Source organism: Pseudoalteromonas sp. G5_S1_14_S5 (assembly GCF_054968605.1).
In genome coordinates this window covers 1-6,896 of the sequence record NZ_JBQKUM010000124.1, presented here as the reverse complement: position 1 = coordinate 6,896, position 6,896 = coordinate 1, and the positions used below count along the sequence as shown (strand labels likewise).

The window sequence follows — 6,896 nt, the reverse complement described above, 5'->3', positions numbered from 1 at the left end:
TAAGTAAGTGATCAAAAATAGCGTAGGAAAAAAGCTTGAGAACAAGGTACAACCCATGCCTGTGACATACGGCATCATTTGATGCCCATTGTTTAACGTTACTACGCAGTCTTTAGTGACAACGTAACTCACCTCACCTGAAATCACTACACTTGCACCGTATTCAGCTACTAAGTACTGTGCAGCACCTAATGCAGCATCACTGCTATCTAGCGCATCCACACTTTTACTCTGCGCTTGCTCACCTGCTAATGCAATAATCTCAGACGCGTTACCACGAATAATTAACTTATCCGCTAAATGTGCGATTTGGCGAGACGTCTCGGTACGTAACGAGCTTGCACCACAACCGACTGGGTCAAGCACCACAACCTTGTTGTTCGCGTTAGCTTGTTCAACCGCGAAACACATTCTTGGCATCCAGATACTGTCGAGCGTGCCAATGTTGATCACCAAAGCGGCAGAGAATGACATCATCTCAGCCAATTCTTTCTGCGAATGCGCCATGATAGGTGAAGCACCAATCGCTAGCAGAGCATTGGCTGTGTTATTCATCACCACGTAGTTAGTAATATTCACAACCAGTGGCTTTTGCTCTGCGTTTTGATGCTCGTTAGTAGTGTTTAGGAAGCGATGGCTCAGGCGTACATTGTCGATAACCGATAGCCATGGCAGTAACAAATCTTGCTGTGCCATGTAAGCGATACGATCAGTTAAAGGCCGTTCATCAGACGTTGCCAATGTACCCTGCCACTCCACCTTGTCGCCCAACAAACCTGCCAAATAACGCAATACCGTCGTTTGTCCCACAACCACTTCGCCCAAGCAGCACTGTCCACTTACCTGCGCTTAAGTTAAGTGACAACCCGACAGGGTCGCGTGCTCGCTATCTCGGTAACGCAACGTCGCATTGCTAAGTTGAACGCCAACCGTATTAACGGACATTACCGTGCCCAGCAAAAAAGTGATTTACCGGGCCATGACCTTGACCGACGTTCAACTCGTCAGCATGGGCAATCGCGCGTGAAATGTATTGTTTACCGAGGTCGACAGCCTCTGGGAGCGTGTTACCTTGAGCCAAGAAAGAAGCAATAGCAGAAGAGAGCGTGCAGCCCGTGCCATGAGTGTTTTTGGTAGGAAAACGCTTCGCGCTAATCACAGCAGATGTGGTTGGTAGAATCATTAAGTCATTGCTGTTTTCATCTTTCTCTAGATGACCACCTTTTAGCAGAACGGCTTTAGCACCTAAAGCGCGCAGATCTTCAATCATGTCCTGCATTTCAGCTTCGCTTTCAGGAACGGCCTTCCCTGTCAGTGCAGCGCCTTCTGGTAAGTTAGGGGTGATGATGTCTGCGAGCGGAATCAGCTCTTGTTTTAGCGTAGTGATAGCTGAGTTTTCTAGAAGAAGGTCGCCGCTTGTCGCGACCATTACAGGGTCAATTACTAAGTGTTTTGGTTGGTATTGTTTGATTTTGTCAGCAACGACTTTGATGATTTGCGAGTCCGCAAGCATACCGACTTTTACCGCCACGATATTCAGATCGGTGAGCACCGCATCTAACTGGCTGGCGACATGTTCTAGTGGAATTGGGAGAATGGCTGACACGCCTTGGGTATTCTGAGAAGTAATCGCAGTAATCACCGAACAAGCGAAGCTACCTGTTGCAGACATGGCTTTAATATCCGCTTGAATACCTGCGCCGCCGCCACAATCAGAACCAGCGATAGTTAAAACAATCGGAGTATTGACCACAGAAGATTGGTTGTGTGGTGTTTGAGTCTTTTTAAGTGGCGCTTGAGTGTTGGAATGCTGCGTCATGGTCGCTCCTACTATCTAAAAGACGTAAGAGAACCGAACTTTGGCCGCAAAGAGAGGGTGGAAATAAAACCAATGAGAGATCATTGTTAGACCACATAGACAAAGTCATCATAGTTCCCTACGCCAGTGTTAACTGAATCAGGTTCAACGGGTCTCGAATAACGATCTCAGCAAATACCAATTAAGGTAGATGCCCCCCGACTATTGATAACGATAGTAACAGCACTCTCGTAACTGAGATACTCATTTTATTCATTTATAAGATACAAGCATGAATAAAATTCAATTTATCTTTGTTAACAAGCACTTAGTTTCGCTGATTATTTGGTTGTGATTGAATAAATAAACATAGGACAATCAACAATATACCTATCCAACCGACAAAAGGTATGCGCTCCCCCACAATCCAGACAGCCAATACGGCGGCAACAACTGGCTCAAGCAAAGTAATCAAATTCGCACTACTTGCCGTGACATGTCTTAACCCGAAACTGAACGCGACATAACCCAAACATTGAGGAAGTAGTACCAAGTAACTCACCACGAATATATTAGTTCTTGAAGCGAATAGGTTGTCACCAGTGAAGTATAACGTTGGTAATAACAACATTGCACCTAAACCAAATATGCTGCCCATCGCCGCTTGTGACTTAATGCCTTCGTCTATTAGAGCTTTTGTCGCCCACGAATAAATGGCGTAACACAATCCAGCAACTAACCCCAACCCAATGCCCAAAAGCTTCAGGTCATCACCAGAATCACTCACCGATGATGATTCTGAAAATACCAATAACCCAATGCCAACCACGCCAATAGCAAAGCTCGTTAGCCAACGTTTATTAATATTATTATTTTTGCTAATAAGACACTCTAAAAGTGCAGAAAAGAACGGAGCAGTGGCTATCGACACCACAGTTCCCATCGCGACACCCGATAACTTCATCGAAGAGTAAAAAGCCAGAGGATAGATTGCCAAAGCCAATGCACTCGCTGCTAACAGCTTTTTGTTGTGCAAAAGCTTATCAAGTGAAGATAAGATCTTTCGATACGCCAAAGCCGCCTGCATTAGGCCACCAACACCCATTGAAAATGCGCCAATCGCTGGTGGGCTAAGATCAGGCGCATAGCTTGCAGCTGTACCTGTCGTACCCCACAAAACAGAAGCAAACACGATGGCTAAAGTGCCCGTTTGAAATTCGTTAACGCGATTGATGGCGAGATTCATGGCTATTGCCTAGTCTATTTTCATTTCTTGAAATAGATAATAGTAAACATACGTCAATTTTAGTTTGCCAAAAGGACGCTATTATTGTTTTGAAAGACTCTCTGTCATCGAGCCTAAAAACGCCCTTGGAGACATGCCAAAGTGCTTAGAGAAGCGTCGACTGAATGCAGACAAGTCGCTATATCCCACATTTTCTGCGACCAATTGAACGGGTAAATCGGTATGGCTTAGCAAGGCTTGTGCTTTCTCCATACGATAGCGAGTGATGTACTTAAGCGCACTGATTCCAATACACTCTTTAAAGCGCTTCTTAAATTGAGTGGGGCTCAAGCAAGCCGTTTCTGCAAGCTGAGAAATAGAGAGAGGCTCGGCGTAATTATCCGCAATGAGTCTTTGGACCGCACGAATACGAGGGTCGATACTCTTGCTGACTTCTTGTTGCTCCAATAGCAGTGAAAACACATCCAAGATGGATGATTCAATGCCACTGTCCACTTGGTATTCCAACTGCTTTTCAACGAACAGTAAGAAGCACATTAAAGGTGGTGTTATCGTGAAAACCGAAAGCTGATGCTCTAACAAGTGCTGCGGTAACTCGACCATATCCGCAACAATAAAGCGTGCCGCTTCATCCGCCTTAAACGCATGATCTGTAGTGACTGGAATTACCACGCATTCACCAACAGCGACCTTTCCAACATATCCAACCATTTCAATACTAATACTCCCTTGAATAGGCAGTACCAGTTGATGGTAACCATCATGGGCATGAGTATTAAATTGCTTGGTGTAAGATCGAATGCTTAGGCTAGATTTCATGAGCAACGCTGACGTTAACTAGATGAGTGGAAGTAATATAGACTACGTTACATTATCAACTTCCAATAGTCACACCTTGAGCCAATCAACAGCGTATAAGGAGATTATTCGATTACACGAATTTCAATAGCAAATAAGCCATGAATTGGAATCATCTCTTTGTATTCGTGAAAGCTGTATAGAAGCTCAACGCCCTCATCAATTGAATCACTCAAATTAGATAACACTCCTAGCCCCTCCGCCATCAATAACGCTCTTGGGTCAGGATAGTTTCTTACGCCCAGTACTTCGACAGTCAGCGCATTTGGGTGAATCACGTCTAAACCAACAAACGGTGGACCTGATATCACTTGAAAAACAATATGGTCTCCTTTATTAAGCTGGTCATATTGAATTGCCTCATAACTGTTATTTGTTCTTATCTCAACACACTTCGCGCCACTCTTTATTGCGTCTAGCGGTCGTTGGTAGATTTCAAGCTTGTAAGAATTCATAAGCCCTCTTTTCTCAATGTTTTCTAGTGTTGATTAACATAACTCAAGTAAGCGCAGCCGTTACTTTCTATTGAGCTTAGTTCACATGAGTACAGAGCTCAAAAGTCAAAAAAGCCGTTTAAGTATTGCTACTCAAACGGCTTTTTAACTCAAGTCTTATTGGCATGGCTAAGAGTTGTTCACCTAAATGGCGATCGCCCATTAACTAAATTGCCCCTCCATACTCAATTATTTTTGAAGTTGCTCTTTAGCGGCTTCAACCTTAGAAAAATCTAGGCCAAGTTCTTCAACGGCTTCTTTGATTAGCGCAGGATTTTGCATTACCTGACCCATAAGCATTTGAAGCTTGTCTTGTGGTAAACCAAGTTGGCTGATCGTCGCCATTGCTGCAAGAGGGTTTTCAGTCAACGTTTGGAATAGCTCGCTGATCTGTGCATCGCTAATATTGTTCTCTTTCAACATTGCTAGAATCGGGTTCATCTTTTTACCTTTGAAACACTAAATAAAATAGGAGCACAGCATACCATCTAGCTGTGCTCGATTGTACTCGCAACTTATACTTTGCCTACTGTGAAGTAAAGCTAAACTTAGCGAGACTCTAACGGGTAAGAGCGGTAACTCCACATACCATAGGTACGAAGAGCGTCACGATAGATACCTAGTAGCTCACCATCACTCGCTTTCTTAAGCTCTGAAAGTGGCTTATCAGGGTAAGAAACCGTATCGAAAGTAATACTCTGAGGCCCTGTTTGCCAGCTTGCCACTTCAAACAGAGTTTGACCACGGCGAACGTGACTTGCTGAGCTAATAATCGTCGCGTGTTTAATGTTGTGGCGAGCTAACGCATAACTACTGAACAAGGCATTGCCGACCGTGCTAGTCGCATAGTTTTCTTCAATGATGCGATCTTTGCTTACCCCTTTCTCGATAAGCCAGTCCGCCATCAACTTACCTTCAGTCTTGTGGTTCTTCGGCACGCCACCCGTTAACACGATCATCGCATCCGGATTCGCTTTAGCCATCGCCAATGTCGTCTCAAGACGCTCAATCAAAATCTGATGCATGGAGCCGTCTGGATTCAGCGCATAACCTAGAGTAACGATAGCGCCGTGATCATCCAGCAAACCTTTGTCTGCAGATTCTTTAAGCGGTGTTCCTAAAACGCGATCGACCGTCGCAAAAATGCGTTTAATATCTTCAGCCTTGCCTTCGTTCAGGCTTCCTAGTTTCTCCATGTGTTTATTGGATTCACTTTCATTGCCTTCAAATCGCTGCCAAACCGCAAGGTAAGCGTGAAGATCAACATCGTCTGGTGCAACCGTTAGCGCTTGTTCAAACAGCTCAATCGCGCGCTCTGCATTTTTGTTGTAGATCTGAGCGTTCGCTGCCGAGATCAGTAAGTCAGTACGATAAGGTTCTAGTTGGTATGCCTCTAGCAGTCGGTTGGTCACAATTTCCATGTTACTTGGCATTTTTGCCGTGAAACCGGCGTGAGAAATTCTCGCCGGAGACTTAAACGCTTGCAACGCATCAAGAAGTAGTTGGTCGACAACTTGTCGCTTCGTCACTAGCTGCGCGTAATCGGCAGAAGCTTGAACTGCGCCATCGTTAGCAGCAAACGAAAATGGGGTTGCGCCAAAGGCCAGCATGCCACCAAGAGCGAGGGCGATAATGTTCTTTTTCATGAGGGTATCCCGTGTAGATAAATGTTCACATCAGATTTGCCCCCCAATTTAAGTCCCCAAGATTAAAAAACTGTGAACCACACCAGAATCTCTAAGGTTAATATTCATTTGTTGCATAAGGTGTGGCAGCGGATCACGATTTTGAGCCTCTTAGTAAGGCTTTGACGTAATTCGATGGGACTAAATCTGGAAGTTACGATCTGATCGGCTACACAGTTAATCATCGTAGCCTTATGCCTAAACCTCTTTACAAAACAACTCATTGGAAGCAGTACATAAAACCTTAATCAACCGTGGTTCTCTGAGCTTTTGGATTGATGAGGAGGCGATAGCCGAGTGGAAGCAAATCAAACAAGGCAAGTGTGGTAGACCTCGCCAATTCAGCGACTTAGTCATTACTACCGCACTGATGGTCAGGCGTGTTTTCTCCATGCCATTGAGAGCGCTGCAAGGCTTTCTAGACTCCGTATTTAAGCTGGCTCACATCCCGCTTGTTTGCCCACACTACAGCTGTATAAGCCGCTGTGCTAAGGAAGTTGAGGTTTCATTTAAAACCCAAAGAACAGTATCGCAATTTAGCAGTAGGTTGTCAGAAGGTCTAAGGCTCCAACAAGAAATGGAAAAAGCGTTATGGTTATCACAAGCGTTCACTTTCTGAAACAGCCATGTATCGCGTGAAGCAGTTGCTAGGTGGAAGGTTAAGCTTGAGAAACTACAAGGCTCAAGTTGGCGAAACCTACACCATAATTAAAGCGCTGAACAAGCTTACAGGGCTTGGTATGCCTGAAACTCAGTGTGTTGTTTAATAATTGCTCAATCTCGGGCTGTTTGATTTTCTGTCCGAATTACGCAAC

At 44.6% G+C, this 6,896-nt stretch carries 7 protein-coding genes, 1 pseudogene and 1 riboswitch; of the genes and pseudogenes, 1 reads left to right on the top strand and 7 read right to left on the bottom strand.

Features of this window, described 5'->3' with window-relative positions; translation table 11 throughout:
* From thiM to ACTRWI_RS21545, 7 genes are all read right to left on the bottom strand, one after another.
* The coding region (thiM, locus tag ACTRWI_RS21575; RefSeq protein WP_499133767.1) for a hydroxyethylthiazole kinase at positions 1–810 on the bottom strand (810 nt) is incomplete at its 3' end.
* Between the two features lie 124 nt (positions 811–934).
* On the bottom strand, positions 935–1,819 hold the full coding sequence (gene thiD, locus ACTRWI_RS21570) for a bifunctional hydroxymethylpyrimidine kinase/phosphomethylpyrimidine kinase (protein ID WP_499133766.1): 885 nt from the start codon (positions 1,817–1,819) through the stop codon (positions 935–937).
* 98 nt (positions 1,820–1,917) lie between these two features.
* Positions 1,918–2,029, bottom strand: a riboswitch (TPP riboswitch).
* Positions 2,030–2,126: 97 nt separating this feature from the next.
* Positions 2,127–3,044 carry a DMT family transporter gene (locus tag ACTRWI_RS21565; RefSeq protein WP_499133765.1) on the bottom strand — a complete coding sequence of 306 codons (918 nt, stop codon included), beginning with the start codon at positions 3,042–3,044 and terminating at the stop codon, positions 2,127–2,129.
* Between the two features lie 81 nt (positions 3,045–3,125).
* Positions 3,126–3,863, bottom strand: a complete 738-nt coding sequence (locus ACTRWI_RS21560) for a helix-turn-helix domain-containing protein (RefSeq protein ID WP_499133764.1) — start codon at positions 3,861–3,863, stop codon at positions 3,126–3,128.
* Between the two features lie 104 nt (positions 3,864–3,967).
* The gene (locus tag ACTRWI_RS21555) at positions 3,968–4,357 is read right to left on the bottom strand and encodes an ASCH domain-containing protein (RefSeq protein ID WP_499133763.1); all 390 of its coding nucleotides are present in this window, start codon (positions 4,355–4,357) and stop codon (positions 3,968–3,970) included.
* Positions 4,358–4,585: 228 nt separating this feature from the next.
* The gene (locus ACTRWI_RS21550) at positions 4,586–4,837 is read right to left on the bottom strand and encodes a DUF2999 family protein (RefSeq protein ID WP_004738856.1); all 252 of its coding nucleotides are present in this window, start codon (positions 4,835–4,837) and stop codon (positions 4,586–4,588) included.
* Positions 4,838–4,944: 107 nt separating this feature from the next.
* Entirely contained in the window at positions 4,945–6,042 is a 1,098-nt protein-coding gene (locus ACTRWI_RS21545) for an ElyC/SanA/YdcF family protein (RefSeq protein WP_499133761.1), read from the bottom strand.
* A gap of 233 nt (positions 6,043–6,275) precedes the next feature.
* Here ACTRWI_RS21545 and ACTRWI_RS21540 point away from each other — a divergent pair.
* Positions 6,276–6,848: pseudogene (locus ACTRWI_RS21540) on the top strand (transposase).
* The last annotated feature ends 48 nt before the right edge of the window (positions 6,849–6,896 follow it).